Source organism: Rothia sp. QJM3NY_36 (assembly GCF_056173115.1).
On record NZ_CM149658.1, the window covers coordinates 2346831 to 2364858 of the forward strand.

An 18028-nucleotide genomic window follows, 5' to 3' on the forward strand; every position below is an offset into this window, starting at 1 on the left:
CTGTTCTCCCTGAAGCGCTCACTTGCTCGGAACTGGGTGGAAGGATGTCTCCTTGATGGCGGCGACGCTCAGCGCGGCGACCAGAAGGAGAACTCCGGCGAGCAACAGCATGGCGGGCTGGGCGCTGCCGAGCAGTGGGAAGATGGCGAAGCTCGCGAGCGAGGCCACGATCTGGGGCAGGCAGATCGAGCCGTTGAACAGCCCGAGGTAGGTGCCCATGTGCGCGCCGTCGACGGCGTTGGACACGAACGTGAGCGGGTAGGTCATCATGGCCGCCCAGGCCATGCCGATCATCGCGAACGACACGAAGAGGACGTACTGGTCGTGGATGAAGAAGATCGAGGCGAAGCCGATCCCGCCCAGCACCAGACTGCCCGCGTAACCGAGCTTGTGGCTGTTGTTCGGCATCTTGGCCAGCACGAACGACCAGATCACGGCCGCGATGGACTGCACGGCGCTCATCACGCCGAACCAGTTGCCGGCCGCCTGGTAGCCGGCCGAGCTGACGTCGGTGGTGTTCCACACGTTCTGCGCGAAGCTGCCGGCCGAGTAGGTCCACAGGTACTGGAAGCCCATCCAGCAGAAGAACTGCACGAGCGTGACGGTCCAGAAGACCCGCGGAGCGCGCCTGAGCAGCGTGAACATGCCGACGCGCTCCTGTGGAGCCGTCGGGTCGATGCCGTGGTACCGGGCGTACGTCGCGGGGTCGTACTCCTTGACCCGGAAGATCGTGTACAGGCTGGTCCCGACGAGGATCACCGCGCCGACGTAGAACGACACCACGACCGACTGCGGCACGGTGCCCCTGGCAGCGACGTTGGCGATTCCCAGCGCGGTCAGAACGAAGGGGAAGATCGCCGCGAGCACCCCGCCCAGGTTCGACAGGAAGCTCTGGATGCCATAGGCGTAGCTCTTCTGGCCCTCGTTGACCATGTCGCCGACCATCATCTTGAACGGCTGCATGGCGACGTTGGAGGACAGGTCGAGCATGGCCACGGTCACGGCGCCGAAGAGCAGGGCCGACAGGGACGCGTAACCGAAGCCGAAACTGCCGGCGTTCGGCAGCAGGCACATGACGATGACGGCCACGATCGTGCCGAGCAGCAAGTAGGGCAGGCGCCGACCGCCGAGCTTGGGCGCCCAAGTCCGATCCGAGTAGACGCCGACGATCGGCTGCACGATCAACCCGGCGAGTGGGGGCAGGATGAAGAACCATCCCAGTGAATTGGGGTCGGCACCGATCGTCTGGAAAATCCTGCTCATCTGCGAGCTCTGCAGGGTGAATGCCATCTGCACACCCAGGAAACCGAGGCTCAACGTCCAGATCGTGGCGGCCGGCAGATTCGGCAACCCATGACGGGGCTCGGCCGGCGAAACGGCGCCGGCACTCTCGACGACTTTACCTGACATGCTCACACCCCCTTGTATGACTAAGCGGTGCCCACTCAGGTGACCAAGCGGAACCTAGAGCCCAGGGTACACCGTGATGTAAGCGCTTGCAATCGCGGAGCCCACCGAATCTTTACGGGCTCATCGCAGTTGAGGGTGTAGTGGCCGTGCGGTGAGGATCGGGCCGTTTGGGTACGGATGAGGGCCTTGGGAGAAGATCAGGGTGTCTAACGTCCAGATCTCAACCACAAGGCCCTCATGTCCCACGCTACCTTTTTGCCTCCCGACCTGACCACGTTCGCCCGCCTGAACGAGCTCGGCCTCGAGGCCGTCGGCCAGCTCGTGACCGACGAGCAGGCGACCCTGGCCTGCCGGGTCGTCGACCCCGACGACTGGTGCCACCGGTGCGGCGCCCACGGCACACCCCGGGACACCGTGACCCGCCGGCTGGCCCACGTGCCCTTCGGCACCCGGCCCACCACCCTGCACGTGCACATCCGCCGCTACCGCTGCACCGAGTGCGGGCACGTGTGGCGGCAGAACACCCACCAGGCCGCCGAGCCCAGGGCGAGGCTCTCCCGGGCCGGACTGGCCTGGGGACTCGAAGGAATCGTGTGTCAGCACCTCTCCGTGTCCCGCATCGCCGAGGCCCTCGGCGTGTCCTGGCACACCGCGAACCACGCCGTCCTGGCCGAGGGGCACCGCGTGCTGATCGACGACCCGACCCGGTTCGACGGCGTGACGGTGATCGGCGTCGACGAGCACTGCTGGCGCCACACGAGACACGGGGACACGTTCGTCACCGTGGTCATCGACCTCACCCCCGTCCGCGAGAACACGGGCCCCGCGAGGCTGCTGGACATGGTGGCCGGCCGCTCCAAGAAGGTCTTCCGGGACTGGTTGGCCGCCCGCCCAGCCGAGTGGCGCGACCGGGTTCAGGTCGTGGCCATGGACGGCTTCACGGGCTTCAAATCCGCGGCGGCCGAGCAGATCCCCGGCGCGGTGGAGGTCATGGACCCCTTCCACGTCGTCCAACTGGCCGGTGACGTCCTGGACCGGTGTCGGCAACGCGTCCAACAGGACACGACCGGGCACCGCGGTCGGGCCGGGGACCCGTTGTACGCGGCCCGCCGGACGTTGCACACCGGGGCGGGCCTGCTCACCGCCAAGCAGGCCGCACGTCTCGACCGGTTGTTCGCCGACGACCGGCACGCCGGCGTGCAGGTCACCTGGGGCGTCTACCAGGACGTCGTGGCCGCCTACCGGCACCCCGACCGCGCCGCCGGCAAGACCCTGCTCGGGGGACTGATCGGCGCGCTGGGACGGGGCCTGCCCGCCGAGTTGATCGAGTTGCGCACCTTGGGCCGCACGTTGAAGCGCCGGGCGGGCGACATCCTGGCGTACTTCGATCATCCGGGCACGTCCAATGGGCCGACGGAGGCGATCAACGGCAGACTCGAGCATCTCCGTGGCATCGCGCTGGGGTTCCGGAATCTGACGCACTACATCGCCCGCAGTCTGCTCGAGGCCGGCGGATTCAGACCGCTCCTACACTCTGCTTCGCGATGAGCCGGTTTTCCCCGCCACGGTCGTCTCACGGTGCGGAACAAGTCAGTGTGCGGAACGGGCGGAGCGCTCCCTCAGTCCCCCAGGCCGCGGGCCAGGCGGGTGAGGGTGCGCAGCACGGCCTCGGTGACCTCGGCCTCGTCGTCGGGGGTGCGGAAGGACTGCATCTCCCGGTGCAGCCGCTCCATCTCCCCGTCCATGGACGCGGCGGAGTCGGCGGTGCGGGTGAGGTCGGCGACCAGCCCGGAGGGGACGTCGCCGTCGTACTTGTAGAAGATCTTGTGCTCCAGGCGGGCCCAGAAGTCCATGGCGATGGTGCGCAGCTGCACCTCCACCGGCACGGTCACCGGCCCGGTGGACAGGAACACGGGGATCTCCAGGATCAGGTGCAGGCTGCGGTACCCGTTGGGCTTGGGGCGGGCGATGTAGTCCTTCTCCACCACCAGGCGCACGTCGTCCTGGCGGCAGAGCATATCCCGCACCCGGTACACATCCGCGGTGAAGGAGCAGATCACCCGCACCCCGGCGATGTCCGTGAGGGACTCTCGGATCTGCGCCAGGGAGCCCAGCCCGCGCTTCTGGGCCTTGCGGGCCAGGCTGTCCAGGGACTTCAGGCGGGAGGAGAAGCTCTCGATCGGGTTGTAGGAGTGGATGGCGGACAGCTCCCGACGCAGCACGCGCACCTTGGTCTCCACCTCGTCGATGGCGCACTCGTACTCCAGGAGGAACCGCTCCACCGTCCTGCGGTGCCGGCTCAGCTCCGCCGGATCCAGGGCCTCGGACCCCAGCACGTCCCCCATGGTCAGTTCCGTCCGGCGCCCTGCCAGGCGCGGTCGTAGAACTCCTTGGAGCGGGCCTCCAGCAGCAGCCGGTAGTCCTCGGGGCTCAGCGACTGGGCGGAGCCCTCCGGGATCTTCTCGGTGAACGCGGAGACGCCCAGCCCTGCCTCGTGGTCCTTCAGCTCCAGGCCCGCGGCCTCGAGCATGGTCGGGTACATGTTCAGCTGGTCCGCCCCGGAGCGCAGGGCGCCCTTCTTCCGGTCGGCTTCCGGCACCCAGATGCGGTTGAAGATGGTGCGGTTCGGGTGGTCGTCCAGCTCCTCGTGGAAGGCGTCCCCGGCGCTCATGTGCTTGAGGTGGTCGCCCATGATGACGACGGCCGTGTCCTCCAGGTACCCCTTCTGCTTCATGTACTGCACGTAGTCGGCGACCTGGTTCATCGAGCAGGCGCACACGGAGGTGACCTCGCTCTGGGTGTCCACGGAGCAGTAGTCGAACACGTGCACCGGCTCGTGGGTGTCCAGGGTCAGCATGGAGAGGTTGAAGGGCTGCCCGGTGTGCTGGGCTTCGGCGTGCAGCCGGTCGATCTCGTCCTTGGCGTGGGCCATCAGCCGCTGGTCACTCAGGCCCCAGTCGCTGCGGAAGTTCTCCTCGGGCTCCCCGGCGGCGCGCCAGTCGTGGAGGTCCTTCTGCTCGTCGTAGCCGTGCCCGCCGAGGAACTTGCTCTTGGCGGCGAAGTCGCCGTTGGCCCCGCCGAGGAACACGTTCTTGTACCCGTGCTCCTTGAGGACGTCGCCCATGCAGGTCAGCCCGCCCAGGTACGCCGCGTTCTCGTCCTTCTCCGCGGAGTCGGCGATGGAGCTGGAGCCGGAGCCGCCCTTCAGCGGCACACCGCACTGGGTGGAGACGATCCCGGCCATGGTCCACCCCCCGCCGTCGTACTGCCGGTAGTCCGGGATGGACTGCCAGCCCTCAGCTTCGGAGGTGGCCTCCTCCAGGCCCTGGAAGGCGTCCTTCTCGAACAGCTGGTCATCGGCCAGGGTCTGCTCCCCGGATTCCAGGTAGATGACCACGAGGTTGCGCTTGCCGGCGTCGGAGGTGACGGTCGGGGCCGCGTAGTAGTCGTCCAGGGTGTACGGGGAGTTGGCGGCGCGCAGGTAGTCGCGGATGCCGACGGTGCTGGCGAAGGCGCTCGTTCCGCCGATGCCCAGGGCCAGAACCGAGAGCGTGGCGAGGATGTTGCGGGGCCAGCGCCAGCTGCGCGGCGGGCGGGGGGCGCCGTCGGCCATGCGCCGGCGCACCACCCGGCGGCGCCAGGCGATGATCCCGGCGACGGCGAGGGTCACCACCACGGGCAGCACGCCGACGCCGAGGATGCCCTTCCAGACGATGGCCCCGCCGCCGCCGTCGGTCTGCACGGAGAAGAGGTTGGTGCGCAGCTGGTCGAAGGTGATGGGGCCCCAGTAGTGGCGGATGCCGAGGGCGGCGATGAGGCAGGTGAGGCCCAGCCACAGCAGCAGGTAGGCGAGGATCCGGCCGAGCACCCGCCCGACGGCGCGGGTGGCCGTGCCGATGCGTCCTGCCATCGTGTGCTCTCCTCCTCGCGTGCGCGCTCCACCGGGGGACACCTCGGGATGGGCCATGCGGATTCATGGCGGGGACGCGCCGAACCCATCGAAGTCTAATGAGGGGTCACCTGCTGTTCAACAGCATGTCGCCGTGAGATGGACCCGGTGACCCGCGCCCCTGCGCGCTCCCGTGCCCCTCCACCCGCCTCCACCCGCGTTTGGGAGCGGTTTCGTGGTTTGGGAGCCTCGAGGACACTCCCAAACACCGAAACCGCTCCCAAACCGGCAGGATCCCCGCCCCCGCGGGTCAGAAGCCGCCGGCGTCGGCGGCCATGTTGGCGAAGCGGGAGTAGTGGCCCTGGAAGGCGACCGTGATCGTCTTGGTGGGACCGTTGCGGTGCTTGGCGACGATGACGTCGGCCTCCCCGGCGCGCGGGGACTCCTTGTCGTAGATGTCCTCGCGGTGCAGCAGCATCACCATGTCCGCGTCCTGCTCGATCGAATTGTGCACCGTGATGCCGTTGGCCACGAAGTTGTGGGTTCCCAGGACGGTCGCGTCGAAGACCTCCTGCTCCCCCATCGGCTGGATCGCCGTGATCCGGTCCCAGAGGAGGTCGTTGACGGCCAGCATTTCCAGCTCCGCGGATTCCAGCAGCGCGGCGACGGCGCCGATCCTCTGCCGGGACGGGGCGTGCTTGTAGTACGTGCTGCCGCAGTAGGCGGAGCCCATGGCGGACTGGAACTGACGGTGGGTCATGCCCCGGTCCTCCAGCACCCTCTTCACGTCCTGCCACACGTCCACCGGCACCGTGTCCACGTTGGTGTTGGAGGTGGAGACCTCCAGTGCGCGCAGCAGCGCCGCGCAGTTGCCCGCCCTCTCACCGTGCACGCCGATCTCCCGGAGGAAGCGCAGCTGGTCGTCCCGCCCGGAGACATCCAGGGTGTATCCCTGCCGGTACTCGCCCTTCAGGGCCGTCAGGTGCAGGCGCGTGGAGATGCCGAACCTCAGCAGCAGGAGGCTGAGCTCATCCAGCATCCGGCGGGAGGTGGAGGCGTAGTAGATCCTACCGGAGCGTCGGCTCCTCGTCAGCGTGACGGAGCCGTCCGTGGCCCACAGATGCTTGATGAACAGGGCGATCTGGCGCTTCGGAAGGGAGAACACCGGCGCCGGGATGAACTTCTCCCAGGACCGCAGGCCGAACAGACCCAGGCCGTCCAGCCATGCCGCGATGGGGTTGCGGCGGCCGTGGGTCAGATGATGCGGAGCCGGCAGACGCAGCGAGGTCACGCGCGCGGCCGGACGGTCGTCTCGGACGGCGGTGACGCCGAAGTGCTCCGCCGCCGCACGGACCGCCTCGAGGTTCTCCTCGTCGACGGAGGCGTACCTGATGGGCTGGCGCTTGACGAAGGACCCGTCCCCCAGCAGGTGCGCCAGCAGGATCACCTCGTCGTCGCTCCACCGGGTGCGCTGGGTGGGGCCGTCGGTGTGCCGGGGCACGCCGAGGCGATCCCCGACGGCCAGCTCACCGAGGGGCTTCCAGCCGCGGTAGGTGAAGAAGGGGTGGTTCGCGGTGGCGGTGATGGTCTTGCCGGAGGCGAGGCTGAGCCGGAACACGGGCTTCCTGCCGGTGGGGAACACGTGAGTCAGGTGCCGTTCCACGTAGCGCATGTTCTCGTCCAGGGACCAGACGGGCACGTCCCGGGCGCCGGAGGCGTACAACTCGCCCATGCTCGTCTCGGCCCCGGTGTCCGAGCGCAGGATTCGGGTGTCGGCCGTGAGGCAGCCCGATTCGCGAAGGTCGGAGACCATGGGCTTCTTGTCCGTGCGCTGCTCGGAGCCGCGGTTGAGCTGGGACAGGGCGATGACGGGCACGTCCAGCTCCTTGGCCAGCAGCTTCAGGGAGCGGGAGAACTCGGAGACCTCCTGCTGGCGGGACTCCACCTTCTTGCCGGAGCTCATCAGCTGCAGGTAGTCCAGGACCACCAGGCGCAGGTTGTTCTTCTGCTTGAGCCGGCGGCACTTGGCGCGGATCTCCATCATGGACATGTTCGGGGAGTCGTCGATGAACAGCGGGGACTTGTCCATCCGCCCCATGACCTCGGCGATCTTGGACCACTGGGCGTCCTCGAGGGAGCCGCGGCGCAGGTCGGAGAGGTTCAGGGAGGCCTCCGCGGAGAGCAGGCGCATCGCGATCTCGTTGCGGGACATCTCCAAGGAGAAGATCACGGTGGCCATGTCGTGGTGGATGGCGGCGGAGCGGGCGATGTCCAGGGCGAGGGTGGATTTGCCGACGGCGGGGCGGGCGGCGACGACGATCATCTGCCCGCCGAGCAGCCCGTGGGTGAGGTCGTCCAGCTCGTAGAAGCCGGTGGGCACGCCCTGCATGCCGTCGGCCTTGTCGCCGTTGGCTTCGATCTCCTCGACGGTCTCCCCGATGACCTCCTTGAGGATCACGTAGTCCTCGGCGGTGCGCCGTTCGGCCACCTGGTAGATCTCGGTCTGCGCCTGGTTGACGAGGTCGTCCACCTCGCCGTCCTGGGAGTACCCGAGCTGCACGATCTTGGTTCCGGCCCCGACCAGCCGCCGCAGCACGGCCCGTTCCCGCACGATCTCGGCGTAGAACCCGGCGTTGGCGGCGGTGGGCACGGAGGAGATCAGGGAGTGCAGGTACGCGGCACCGCCCACGCGCCCGAGCTCCCCACGCTTGGTGAGCTCGTCGGCGACGGTGATGGCGTCGGCGGGTTCGCCCTTGCCGTAGAGGTCGATGATCGCTTCGTAGATGGATTCGTGGGCGGGCTTGTAGAAGTCGACGCCGCGCAGGACCTCGACGACGTCGGCGATCGCGTCCTTGGACAGCATCATCCCGCCGAGCACGGACTGCTCGGCGACGTTGTCCTGGGGCGGGGTGCGGCCCCCGCCGTCGCGTTCGGAGACAACCTCAGACACGTGCTCTCCTCGTCGTAGTTATCCACAGGTTAGGCCCGCGGTGGGCCGATGTGCACCGGATGTGCACCGTTCGGGGCGGTTCATCCACAGGTTCGCCGCGTTCTTCCACAGAAACTGTGGACAGCGGTGGGGATGGGGGCGGACGACGCCGCGCGCATCCTGTGGATAACCCTACCCGCTCCCGCCCCCTCGGACCCGGCCCCGAAGCCAGATTTCGGGACGGGTTCGTCGTTTCGGGACCGGAATATCCCGTCCCGAAGAGACGAACCCGTCCCGAACGCGATTCCGGCGGGGGCGGGGGCCGGAGCCAGGGTCAGCTGTTGGCGGCGGCGACCATGAACACCAGCACCGGGTTGGTGAGCACGGAGACCACGAGCAGCAGCAGGTTCAGAACGCGGCGGCGTCGGTACTTGAAGAAGCCGAAGACCGCGAAGAAAGAGGCGAAGGCCGCCGCGATCGAGGAGACGACGAGACAGATCAGGAAGATCGCGAGGATCACCTGGTTGCTCCCCCAGTTCCCGCCGAAGAACCCGAGGATGATCAGCAGCATCGCGGCCAGCCAGAACCCCAGACCCATCGCGAACAGGCGGGTGCTGGGCAGCCAGCGACGGCGGGATCCAGGACGGCCGGGGCGGGCGTCGTCGGCGGTGGTGTGGCTGGGGGTCATGGGCTCCATCTTCGCATCGGCGGCTGGGAGCATCCGCGGGGTGGATGCGCCAGGGCCCGCCGTCCGCACCACGGTGGGTGCGGGGGCGGGCCCTGGATCGGCAGGCGTCAGGCGCGGGTGCTACGCGGCGACGACGTCCAGCTCCACGGAGGCGACGACGTCCTCGTGCAGGCGGACGGCGACCACGTGGCGGCCGGTGCGCTTGATGCTCTTCTCGATGGTGATGGTCCGCTTGTCCACGGCACCGAGGCCGGCGGCCTCGATCGCCTCGGCGATCTGGGCGGGCTTGACGGTGCCGAACAGGCGGCCCTCGGCCCCGGCCTTGACCGGCACGGAGACGGTCTCACCGGTCAGACGCTCGGCCTGGGCCTGGGCGTCCTCGAGGTTGTGCTGGGCACGGGCCGCGCGGGCGGCGCGGATCGACTCGACCTGGCGCTCCCCGCCCTTGGTCCACACGGTCGCCAGACCGCGGGGGAACAGGTAGTTGCGGGCGTAGCCGTCCTTGACCTCGACGACGTCGCCAGCGGCGCCGAGGCCGGTGACTTCCTGGGAAAGAATGATCTTAGCCATGTGTTCTGGTCTCCTTCTCGATCAGCGGCCGGCGCCGGAGTAGGGCAGCAGGGCGACCTCGCGGGCGTTCTTCACGGCCTGCGCGATCTTGCGCTGCTCCTGCACGGTCACACCGGTGACGCGACGGGCGCGGATCTTGCCGCGATCGGAGATGAACTTGCGCAGCAGCGCGACGTCCTTGTAGTCGATCTCGGTGATGTCAGCAGCCTTGAGCGGGTTCTGCTTGGGTTTCGGCTTGCGGAGTTCAGCCTTGGCCATCGTGGTGCTCCTTGTTCTCTCAGTTGGAGCCCGCGGGTTCGTGCCCCGCGGGATGGGTGGGTGTCAGGGGAGGGCGGGTGCGGTCTAGAACGGCGGTTCGTCGTCCTGGCCGGCACCCCAGTCGTAGCTGCCGCCGGAGCTCTGCCCCCAGGGGTCCGCCGCCGGGGCCTGCTGGCCTCCGCGGTTGCCTCCCTGGTTGTAGCCGCTGCCGCCGTAGCCGTTGCCGGGCCCCTGGCTGGGGTTACCCCCGCCGAAGCCCTGCTGCTGGCCGCCGCCCTGGTTGAAGTTCTGCTGTCCGCCGCCGAAGCCCTGACCGCCCTGGTTTCCGCCGAAGTTCCCTCCGCCGGAGCGCTGGTTGCGGTTCACGGATGCGGTGGCGAAGCGCAGGCTGGGGCCGATCTCGTCGACGTCCAGCTCCATCGAGGTGCGGCGCTCGCCCTCCTTGGTCTCGTACGACCGTGCCTTCAGCCGCCCCTGGGCGATGACGCGCTGGCCCTTGGTGAGGGACTCGGCGACGTTCTCCGCGGCTTCGCGCCAGATGGAGCAGCGCAGGAAGAGGGCTTCCTGGTCCTTCCATTCGTTGGTCTGGCGGTCGAAGGTGCGGGGGGTGGAGGCGATCGTGAAGTTTGCGACCGCCGCCCCGGAGGGGGTGAAGCGCAGTTCGGGGTCGGCGGTGAGGTTGCCGACGACGGTGATGATGGTCTCTCCGGCCATCATGACCTCCTTGCAGTCGTAGCGAGTGGTGCTCCTACCAGTGGACCACGGGGGACTGACAGATCCAATGTCCCGGGGCCCCCTGTGGAAGCTACTTGGAGGAGATCTTCTGCTCTTCCGGGCGGATGATCTTGGTCCGCATGATGTTCTCGTTGAGGTTCAGGACGCGGTCCAGCTCCTTGGCGACGTCCGGCTCCGAGGTGAAGTTCACGACGGCGTAGATGGCCTCGCTCTTCTTCTGGATCTCGTAGGCCAGGCGGCGGCGGCCCCAGATGTCGATGTTCTCGATGGTGCCGTTGCCCTTGCGGACGACGTCGAGGAACTTCTGCAGGGTCGGCTCGACGGCGCGGTCGTCAACCTCGGGGCTGATCAGTGCCATGAGTTCGTATTCACGCATGTGGGAACCCACCTCCTTCGGTCTCGGCGGCTGCGGTCTCTCCGCAGCAGGAGGTTCGCTTGCGCGGGTGCGGTGCGCGAGGGGTCCGGGAACGGTCCCGGTCTCGGCACAACCTGCCCGAGTCTACCCCATCCGCGCCGCGGCACCCAGGGGCCGGGTCACGCGGGGTCAGCCGATGCGTCCGCGCAGCTGCTCGGGGTCGGCCGGCGGGGCGGCGAGGACCTCCCGGGCGGCGTCGACGGCGTCTTCCACCTTCCACAGCAGGACGCCGACGGGGCGGCGGTCGGCGTCGAGGTAGTAGACGACGCGGCGGCCGTCGCCGAGGTCGTCCTCGAGGGTCTCCAGGGTGGAGTCCAGGGTGCCGACGGCCTCCCAGCGGGTGCCGTTGACGAGGGAGTAGAAGTACGGGGTGTGGGCGTACCGCTCCCCGCCGGAGGCCATGGAGCGTCCGGCGGTGGTGCCCATCTGCAGGGCGTTGTCCTTGTGCTCCACGCGGGTGCGCCCGAGGATCACGTCCGGGTAGGAGGCGATGTCCCCGGCGGCCCAGATGTGGGGGTCGGAGGTGCGCAGCTGCTCGTCCACGCGCACCCCGCCGTCGGCCAGCTCCAGTCCGGCGGCTTCGGCGAGCTCGGTGCGGGGGGTGGCGCCGAGGCCGAGGATGAGCACGTCGCCCTCGACGTCGGTGCCGTCGTCCAGGCGCACCCGGATGCGATCGCCGTCGACGTCGGCGCGCTCGGCCCGGTGCCCGCCGCTGACCTGCACCCCGGCGTCGGTGAGCAGTGCCTGGTACTGCACGGCGAGGTCCGCGGGGAATTTGGCGTCCCCGAGGGTGGTCTCCGGGATGATCAGGTGCACGGAGACGTCCTCCTGGCTGAGGACGGCGGCGAGCTCCGCGCCGATGTACCCGCCGCCGAGGAGCACGAACTCGCGGTGGGTGCGGGTGAGCTCGCGCAGGCGCCGGTAGTCCTCGGCGGTGCGGTAGGTGAGGATGTGCGGGTGCTGTGGGGCGTCGAAGCGGTTCGGCTCCGCGCCGGTGGCGAGCAGGAGCTTGCCGTAGCCGATCTGCTGGCCGTCCGCGGTGCTCACCCGGCGGTTCTCCCGGTCGATGCCGGTCACGGTGGTGCCGGTGCGCACCTGCGCCCCGGTGGCTTCGGCGGTGCCGGTGAAGAAGTCGTCGAGCTTCGCGTCCGGGTTGAGCCAGAGCAGCTTGGACAGGGGCGGGCGGGCGTAGGGCTCGTCGTCTTCGGCCCCGAGGATGCCGATGCTGCCGGTCGCGTCGATCTCCCGGATGCCGCGGGCGGCGGTGTCCGCGGCCATGCCGGCGCCGGTGATGAGGTAGTCGAACCGCTCCGTGCCCGATTCCCGCGCTGCGCGGGTCTCCTGCTGGGTGTGTGATGCGTCCATGGGTGCTGCTCCCTTCCGGTCCGCGGGCGGCACCCCGGTGGGCGGGGTGGCGCGGACCGAGCGTCGTTCCTCATTCCACGCTACTGCGCGGCAGCGGCCGCCGGAACCCCGCTGACCTGGGCAGACGCACGACGACGGCTCGATGCCGGTCAGCGCAGACCGTAGGCCTGAGGCTGGGGGTGGTTGCTGCGGGCGGTCCACCCGGGGATGAGGCAGGCGTCGACGATCAGCCAGATGAACTGGGCGGTGCCGATCAGAGCCGGGATCACCAGGGTCCAGGAGAACAGGATGATCAGGATCGTGAGGATGATGTGTCCGACGGCGTTTCCGGTCTTGCCGAGGTAGAAGGAGTGCGCCCCGAAGCCGCCGAGGAAGAACCAGAGGACGTAAGCCAGGCCCATGCTCTTGGGGGTGATGACGGTCTGATGCACCACCGTGGGGTAACCGGGCTGACCGTACTGCGGCTGACCGTACTGGGGCTGCGACGGGTTCCGGTCGAATCCGCCGGTGGGGCCGACGCCGGGGTGATCGTAGGCATCGGAGGTCGCCGGGAACTGCTGGCCGGGATGGCGCTGGAGCTCTCCGGCGGTGTCGGATGCAGCACCGTAGCGCGCCTCTTGCCCGGAGCCCTCAGGACGCTGGGCGGGAGAGGAGCCGGTGGGAGCAGAGGTCGTCTCGGCGGGGTGCTCTTCAGGCTGCTGGCTCATGGTGCGAGGTCCCTTCCGATCGGGCGGCGAATGATGTGACCCACACTACACCCGGGGTGCGACGAAGGGCTGAACCTCAAGTGGTCATCGTCGTGGGGCCTGCCGGCGCAGACCCTACGACGATGACCACCCGGTGATCCGAAGGGTTTCCTACTTCGGGTCCCGGCGAGTGAAGGAGAAGAACCCCGCCACCAGCGGTACCGCGCACCACAGGGCGTACCACCAGCCGGCCGGGACCCGCTGCGGATCACCCACCGGGTCCGAGGCGGTGGTCAGGGTGTTCGCCAGGTTCATCGGCAGATACGGCATGAAGTCATTGGCCCAATCCAGGTTGGTCAGGAAGGACCACACCAGCGGCAGCACGAACAACACCACCACCACGACCACGATCGCCCCCGCGCTGTTGCGCAGCAGCGCCGCCAGCCCCAGGCCCATCCAGGAGGTCAGCACGAAGACCACCAGCAGACCCAGCACACAGGTCCAGTACCCGGAATCCGTGAAGTCGAAGTGCGCGTCATCATCGGACAGGATCAGCTGCGTCAGCGGGTAGGAGACCACCGCGGAGATCAGCGCCACCAGCGCGGAGAACACGGAGATCACCAGCGCCTTCGCCACGTACACCGCCCACCGGCGCGGGGCCGCGGTGAACGTGGAGATGATGGACTTGGTGCCGAACTCCGTGGACAGGATCATCACCGCCATCGCACCCACCACGATGAACCCCAGGGTCGCGCCCGCCGTCGGCGTCATCACCGCCAGGTCATGCACGTTCCCGGACAGCGAAGCCTGCATCTCCGCGCCGCCCTCCGCGGCCGCGGGATCCTGCGACACGGACTGGCTCGCGGAGGTCATGAAGTTCACGCTCCACGCGGCCATGGCTGCCATGCCCGCCATCAGCGCGATCGTCACGATCATCAGCACCCACGAGGACACGAGGGTGCGGAACTTCAGCACCTCCGCGCGCAGGATCCCCAGGAAGCTCAGCCGGTACGGGGAGGTGTGCGCGGCGCGGTCGGTGCGGGGGGTCTCGGAAACGGCGGTGCTCATGCTCGGCTCTCCTTCGCGACGTGCTGGGCCTGCGGGGCCTGCTGGGCCTGGGGTGCGTTCGGGTCCGCGGAGCGGTACTCCACGGAATCCTGGGTCATCCGCATGTACACCTGCTCCAGGGAATCCCGCTGCGGGGTGATCTCATACAGCAGGATGCCGGCCGACTGCGCCCGCTCGGCCACCTCGCGGGCCTCGGCCGCCACCAGCAGACCGTCCTGCTCATGCGGGGTGGACTCCACGCCGTCGGCGCGCAGCCGATCCGCGAAGGCCGCGGCGTCGTCCGTGCGCACCAGCACCCGGTGCTCCCCGTTGGCGTCCAGGAAGCTCTGCAGGGGCTCATCCGCGAGGATCCTGCCCTGCCCGATCACGATCAGGTGATCCGCGGTCTGCGCCATCTCCGACATCAGGTGCGAGGACAGGAACACCGTCTTGCCCTCCGAGGCCAGGTGCCGGGCCATCTGCCGCACCCAGATCACACCCTCCGGGTCCAGGCCGTTCACCGGCTCATCCAGGATCACCGTGGAGGGGTCCCCCAGGATCGCCGTCGCGATGCCCAGGCGCTGACCCATCCCCAGGGAGTACCCGCCCACCTTCCGCTTCGCGGCCGAGGCCAGGCCGGTGATCTCGATGACCTCATCCACCCGGGACTTCGGGATCCCGTGGGTCACGGCCATCGCCCGCAGGTGGTTGACCCCCGAACGCCGGGGGTGCACCGCGCGCGCCTCCAGCAGGGAGCCCACCGACGTCAGCGGCGAGCGCAGGGCCGCATACCGCTGCCCGTCCACCAGCGCCTGCCCGCGGGTGGGGTGCTCCAACCCGAGGATCATCCTCATCGTCGTGGACTTCCCGGCGCCGTTGGGCCCGAGGAAGCCGGTCACCTTCCCGGGTTGCACCGTGAAGGACACATCATCCACGGCCCGTTTGGGGCCGTACGTCTTGGTGAGGCCGCTGACCTCGATCATGGAATCGCTCCCGTTCTGCAGGGGTCTTGGTGGTCTTCTGGTCTTCTCCGGCGTGTGTGACCCACTGTATAAGGAGATCCCGGCCGCTCCCGCAGCACAGCGAGGAAACGGCCGGGATCTCATCCTCAGGGCGGAGGCCGGGGTGGAGCTGGCTCCACCCCGGCGCCGAGCCGGACCCCCTTCCGGCCCCGAGCCGAGCCCGGTCAGGGCCGGCGCGGGTCAGTACCCGTTGCTCGAGTGCGAGTCCTGCACCGTGATCTCCTCCGGGGTCACCGTGATCATGAAGGCCCCGGAGAGGGGCGAGGTGGTGCTCTTGTCCTCCCACGGCTCGTCATCGTCGAAGCGGTACTGGTAGGAGAACTTCACCTTCCCGCTCTCCGAGGTCCGCACGTACAGCTGCTGCCGGTCTCCAGCTCGTCCACCGGGTCCGAGTCCGTGCTGTTCAGGCCGTCCGTGAGCATGAACGTCGGGTACTCCTCCACGGACCAGCTGGGGTTGCGGTGCTCGTCATCGGCCTCGTAGTAGCTGTTCAGCCTGCACTCGGCGACCTTGAACTCCTTCTTCGCCACGCACGCGTCGATCTTCTCCTTGGCCTTCGCCGCGGCATCCGTCACCGCCTGCTCGGTGAGCCTCTGCCGGAACTCCACCGTGGAGCCGGACAGCTCCGAGGAGGTGTCCTCGTCCGCGGTGACCGTGACCTTCTGGTCATCGCCGTAGGTCAGGTACTTCCCGCCCTTCGGCGCGGCGAAGGTGTACTCCCCGGGCAGCACCGTCAGGCTCAGCGCGTCCGGGTCCTCCTCGAACACGGAGCGGCGGTGGTACCCGGAGGTGGGCGACGGCGAGGCCGACGACGCCGGCACGCTCACCTCATGGCCGTTGACCGTCAGCGTGTCCTGACCGGCCGGCACCGAGACCCGCACCGTCTTGTACAGCCCGGACTGGTCCGGGGCGATCTCCCACTGCCGCAGCCCCAGCACCCCGCCGGCACGCGTGAGCTGCAGCGTGGTGTCCGTGGAGCGCTGATCCTGGGTCACGGAGACGGTGGCCGTGGCGGACTGGCCGTCATCGGCCACCTCCACGTCCTTCACGTCGTACCCGGAGATCCGCTGCCCGGCGTCCTTGTACACGTCCCCGGTCAGCAGCACGCGCTGCGCGGAGGGGACGTTCGGATCGATCAGGTTCGTCGCGGCCTCGGCGTCCCCGTCCACGACGGCGTCGAAGCACTCCTCCACCACGTGCTCGGGGCTGTACACGGTGGCGTTGGCGATGCGCACCCCGGCGAACGCCAGGATCAGCACCAGCGCCCCGGCGATGATCCCGGAGATCTTCAGCCGCTTCTTCGCCCTCGGGGACAGCGGCGCGGCCTCGCGCACGGCCGCCGTCTGGGCGGTCTGCTCGGACGGGGACGAGGAAGCCGGCTGCCCGGGTTGCGGGGCGGTGAAGGGACGGGTCTGCTTCGCACCCTCCCCGACGATCGGTGCGGCCTCAGCGCCGGACCGGGCGTCCGCCTGGGCATCGGCCTGAACGGCGGTCTCGGCACCGTTCTCGGCGGCGACCGACGCGCCGGCTCCGAAACCGGCGGCCCCGGCATCGGCACCTCCGTTCCCGGCGCGCTGGGTGAACAGCACCGAAGCCGGGGCTCCGAACAGCACGGCGCGCGCGACCCTGCGGCACGGCCCGGGCCAGGTGCGGCACCGCATACCGGGCCAGCACCTCCACGACCCCGCCCCACAGGGCGAACACCACCGGCGTCCACCACGCCGAGCCCATGGACAGGCGCGCGGAGTAGCCGCTGTAGGCCTGCACGGATATCTCCGCGCTGATCCGGCCGAGCATCAGCGTGACCAGCCCGGCGAGGAAGAACACCAGCGGCATGGCCACCCAGGAGGTCCACCGTCCGAGGCCGGGGCGGCGCCCGGCCCACGCGCAGGCCAGAACCAGGATCCCCACCACCAGGAACAGCCACATCAGCATCGGCCAGGCGGTGGCGACATCCCGGGTGCCGCCGGACCACAGGAACAGCGTCTCCCGAGCGTTGCCGCCGTCGCCGCGGGCCACGGCCGTGACGGCCCCGAGGTGGGTCATGGAGACGAGGTCGACGCCGGCGAAGGTCCCGATCAGCAGCACCGCCAGGAAGGCGGCGAAGGAGCCCTCCTCCACCCCGGAGCCGATGGACAGCAGGATCAGACCGAGCACGGACAGCGCACCCAGGTACAGCGCGCTCAGCCGCGCCGCCGGCGCGAGGCCCGGCACCTACTGGTGCACCAGATCGGAGACCCGGGTGGGCTCAGGCCCCAGGGCGGTGCGCCGAGCCCAGACGCCCAGCAGCGTGCCGAAGACCAGCGGGCAGATCACCAGGCCAGGACTCATCGCCCAGAAGTGCAGACGCACGGCGTAGTCGCCGTCCTCCGTGGCTCGCCCGGCCAGCACCATGGTCAGCACCATCGCGAAGACCGTCAGCAGCCCGGCGGTGACCAGGGAGGAGAGCCACACCTGGTCGGGAGCCACCCGCTCCTGGCGGCGGACCTGGCGGGCCGCCACCACCCGGGAGCAGATGAACAGCGCCACCGCTCCCACCACGGTGATCATCACCGGCAGGAAGCCGATGGACAGGTGCAGGAGATCCGACCTGGAGTCCACGGCGGTCACGCTCAGGTGCATCCGTCCGCCCAGGGCCATGGAGACCAGCTGCACGGTCAGCGCGACGACGAAGTACACCCCGGTGCCGTTGCGGAGCAGTCCCACCACATCATCGGCGTCCAGCAGACCTGCGCCACTCAGGGAGCCCGCCGTCTCGGAGCGGATGGCCACCACGATCAGCACGGAGAAGACGACGGCGGCCAGGAGCATCGCCCCGTAGGTGATGCCGGCGGCGGCCCGCGGGTTCTCGTTCCTCTCCGGCTCGCGGGCAGCGCCCGAGGACTCGGAGGGGGTGGGCTGACCGGGGGAATCAGTCATGATGCATCCTCAGAGGTGATGGTTGCGGGTGATGATGCCCACCAAACTATCGGATCGCACGGCGATGCACCTCACCGGCACGCCGCGTGCCGGCG

General features: G+C 69.1%; 17 protein-coding genes. 1 reads left to right on the plus strand and 16 read right to left on the minus strand.

Features of this window, described 5'->3' with window-relative positions; translation table 11 throughout:
* Positions 1–18 precede the first annotated feature (18 nt).
* On the minus strand, positions 19–1410 hold the full coding sequence (locus tag AC0VXQ_RS10510; RefSeq protein ID WP_058730365.1) for an SLC45 family MFS transporter: 1392 nt from the start codon (positions 1408–1410) through the stop codon (positions 19–21).
* A 237-nt stretch (positions 1411–1647) separates the two neighbouring features.
* On the opposite strand from AC0VXQ_RS10510, the gene AC0VXQ_RS10515 reads away from it, so the two are divergent.
* Complete coding sequence (locus AC0VXQ_RS10515) at positions 1648–2958, plus strand: ISL3 family transposase (protein ID WP_058730356.1); 1311 nt, start codon at positions 1648–1650, stop codon at positions 2956–2958.
* A 71-nt stretch (positions 2959–3029) separates the two neighbouring features.
* On the opposite strand, the gene AC0VXQ_RS10520 is transcribed toward AC0VXQ_RS10515, so the two are convergent.
* From AC0VXQ_RS10520 to AC0VXQ_RS10590, 15 genes are all read right to left on the minus strand, one after another.
* Positions 3030–3755: a GTP pyrophosphokinase gene (locus AC0VXQ_RS10520; protein ID WP_058730355.1), complete on the minus strand. Its 726-nt coding sequence runs from the start codon at positions 3753–3755 to the stop codon at positions 3030–3032.
* A 2-nt stretch (positions 3756–3757) separates the two neighbouring features.
* Positions 3758–5320: an LTA synthase family protein gene (locus AC0VXQ_RS10525; protein WP_475528661.1), complete on the minus strand. Its 1563-nt coding sequence runs from the start codon at positions 5318–5320 to the stop codon at positions 3758–3760.
* Positions 5321–5609: 289 nt separating this feature from the next.
* On the minus strand, positions 5610–8249 hold the full coding sequence (locus AC0VXQ_RS10530) for a replicative DNA helicase (RefSeq protein ID WP_058730353.1): 2640 nt from the start codon (positions 8247–8249) through the stop codon (positions 5610–5612).
* A gap of 313 nt (positions 8250–8562) precedes the next feature.
* Positions 8563–8916 carry a hypothetical protein gene (locus AC0VXQ_RS10535; RefSeq protein WP_058730493.1) on the minus strand — a complete coding sequence of 118 codons (354 nt, stop codon included), beginning with the start codon at positions 8914–8916 and terminating at the stop codon, positions 8563–8565.
* Positions 8917–9036: 120 nt separating this feature from the next.
* Positions 9037–9486, minus strand: a complete 450-nt coding sequence (gene rplI / locus AC0VXQ_RS10540) for a 50S ribosomal protein L9 (protein WP_058730492.1) — start codon at positions 9484–9486, stop codon at positions 9037–9039.
* 21 nt (positions 9487–9507) lie between these two features.
* Positions 9508–9744, minus strand: a complete 237-nt coding sequence (rpsR, locus tag AC0VXQ_RS10545) for a 30S ribosomal protein S18 (protein ID WP_058730491.1) — start codon at positions 9742–9744, stop codon at positions 9508–9510.
* 84 nt (positions 9745–9828) lie between these two features.
* Positions 9829–10458, minus strand: a complete 630-nt coding sequence (locus AC0VXQ_RS10550; protein WP_058730498.1) for a single-stranded DNA-binding protein — start codon at positions 10456–10458, stop codon at positions 9829–9831.
* Between the two features lie 91 nt (positions 10459–10549).
* Positions 10550–10855 (minus strand): 30S ribosomal protein S6, encoded by a 306-nt coding sequence (rpsF, locus tag AC0VXQ_RS10555; RefSeq protein ID WP_058730490.1) that lies wholly within the window; start codon positions 10853–10855, stop codon positions 10550–10552.
* A gap of 168 nt (positions 10856–11023) precedes the next feature.
* A complete protein-coding gene (locus tag AC0VXQ_RS10560; protein ID WP_058730489.1) occupies positions 11024–12259 on the minus strand; it encodes an NAD(P)/FAD-dependent oxidoreductase in 1236 nt (411 codons plus the stop codon).
* Between the two features lie 149 nt (positions 12260–12408).
* Positions 12409–12966, minus strand: coding sequence for a TM2 domain-containing protein (locus AC0VXQ_RS10565; RefSeq protein ID WP_196825865.1), 558 nt, complete (start codon positions 12964–12966; stop codon positions 12409–12411).
* A 150-nt stretch (positions 12967–13116) separates the two neighbouring features.
* A complete protein-coding gene (locus AC0VXQ_RS10570; RefSeq protein WP_064725070.1) occupies positions 13117–14013 on the minus strand; it encodes an ABC transporter permease in 897 nt (298 codons plus the stop codon).
* Positions 14010–14975: an ABC transporter ATP-binding protein gene (locus AC0VXQ_RS10575; protein WP_058730487.1), complete on the minus strand. Its 966-nt coding sequence runs from the start codon at positions 14973–14975 to the stop codon at positions 14010–14012. Before AC0VXQ_RS10575 ends, AC0VXQ_RS10570 begins: the two co-directional genes overlap by 4 nt.
* A 219-nt stretch (positions 14976–15194) precedes the next feature.
* Entirely contained in the window at positions 15195–15341 is a 147-nt protein-coding gene (locus AC0VXQ_RS10580; protein ID WP_165590104.1) for a hypothetical protein, read from the minus strand.
* The gene (locus AC0VXQ_RS10585; protein ID WP_061225144.1) at positions 15338–16603 is read right to left on the minus strand and encodes a nuclear transport factor 2 family protein; all 1266 of its coding nucleotides are present in this window, start codon (positions 16601–16603) and stop codon (positions 15338–15340) included. The genes AC0VXQ_RS10580 and AC0VXQ_RS10585 overlap by 4 nt, the downstream gene beginning before the upstream one ends.
* A 625-nt stretch (positions 16604–17228) precedes the next feature.
* Complete coding sequence (locus AC0VXQ_RS10590) at positions 17229–17933, minus strand: hypothetical protein (RefSeq protein ID WP_061225143.1); 705 nt, start codon at positions 17931–17933, stop codon at positions 17229–17231.
* Positions 17934–18028: the final 95 nt, after the last annotated feature.

What these genes read in the sequence shown, in the direction of transcription:
- AC0VXQ_RS10510 (WP_058730365.1), bottom strand. Translation starts at nt 1,410, where the DNA reads ATGTCAGGTAAAGTCGTCGAGAGTGCCGGCGCCGTTTCGCCGGCCGAG.
- AC0VXQ_RS10515 (WP_058730356.1), top strand. Translation starts at nt 1,648, where the DNA reads ATGTCCCACGCTACCTTTTTGCCTCCCGACCTGACCACGTTCGCCCGC.
- AC0VXQ_RS10520 (WP_058730355.1), bottom strand. Translation starts at nt 3,755, where the DNA reads ATGGGGGACGTGCTGGGGTCCGAGGCCCTGGATCCGGCGGAGCTGAGC.
- AC0VXQ_RS10525 (WP_475528661.1), bottom strand. Translation starts at nt 5,320, where the DNA reads ATGGCAGGACGCATCGGCACGGCCACCCGCGCCGTCGGGCGGGTGCTC.
- AC0VXQ_RS10535 (WP_058730493.1), bottom strand. Translation starts at nt 8,916, where the DNA reads ATGACCCCCAGCCACACCACCGCCGACGACGCCCGCCCCGGCCGTCCT.
- rplI (WP_058730492.1), bottom strand. Translation starts at nt 9,486, where the DNA reads ATGGCTAAGATCATTCTTTCCCAGGAAGTCACCGGCCTCGGCGCCGCT.
- rpsR (WP_058730491.1), bottom strand. Translation starts at nt 9,744, where the DNA reads ATGGCCAAGGCTGAACTCCGCAAGCCGAAACCCAAGCAGAACCCGCTC.
- AC0VXQ_RS10550 (WP_058730498.1), bottom strand. Translation starts at nt 10,458, where the DNA reads ATGGCCGGAGAGACCATCATCACCGTCGTCGGCAACCTCACCGCCGAC.
- rpsF (WP_058730490.1), bottom strand. Translation starts at nt 10,855, where the DNA reads ATGCGTGAATACGAACTCATGGCACTGATCAGCCCCGAGGTTGACGAC.
- AC0VXQ_RS10560 (WP_058730489.1), bottom strand. Translation starts at nt 12,259, where the DNA reads ATGGACGCATCACACACCCAGCAGGAGACCCGCGCAGCGCGGGAATCG.
- AC0VXQ_RS10565 (WP_196825865.1), bottom strand. Translation starts at nt 12,966, where the DNA reads ATGAGCCAGCAGCCTGAAGAGCACCCCGCCGAGACGACCTCTGCTCCC.
- AC0VXQ_RS10570 (WP_064725070.1), bottom strand. Translation starts at nt 14,013, where the DNA reads ATGAGCACCGCCGTTTCCGAGACCCCCCGCACCGACCGCGCCGCGCAC.
- AC0VXQ_RS10575 (WP_058730487.1), bottom strand. Translation starts at nt 14,975, where the DNA reads ATGATCGAGGTCAGCGGCCTCACCAAGACGTACGGCCCCAAACGGGCC.
- AC0VXQ_RS10590 (WP_061225143.1), bottom strand. Translation starts at nt 17,933, where the DNA reads ATGACTGATTCCCCCGGTCAGCCCACCCCCTCCGAGTCCTCGGGCGCT.